This window comes from Psychrobacter sp. W2-37-MNA-CIBAN-0211 (assembly GCF_040309405.1).
Lineage (GTDB): Bacteria > Pseudomonadota > Gammaproteobacteria > Pseudomonadales > Moraxellaceae > Psychrobacter > Psychrobacter glaciei.
Genome location: NZ_JBEOOU010000423.1, coordinates 1 through 251 on the forward strand (window position 1 = coordinate 1; position 251 = coordinate 251).

General features: G+C 46.6%; 1 protein-coding gene. It reads right to left on the reverse strand.

Features of this window, described 5'->3' with window-relative positions; genetic code table 11:
- On the reverse strand, window positions 1-251 hold a 251-nt coding region (locus AAEY72_RS15735), incomplete at both ends, for a penicillin-binding transpeptidase domain-containing protein (RefSeq protein ID WP_352311568.1).

Below are 251 nucleotides of genomic sequence, written 5' to 3' on the forward strand. Positions count from 1 at the left end.
ATCCGAAACTATACTATCTGGACGATAGCCTTTTTCTAATGCTGCTGTATAGACAAGGGGTTTAATGGTGGAACCCGGTTGACGCCAGCCCTGCAGAGCACGGTTAAATTTACTATGGTTAAAATCAAAGCCACCGACCAAGGCACGAACGCCACCGGTATCAGGATTCAGAGAAACCAAACTACCTTGTATCTCAGGTATTTGACCAAGCTGCCAGCCACCACTAGCAGTCGGTATCAGGCGAATAATAT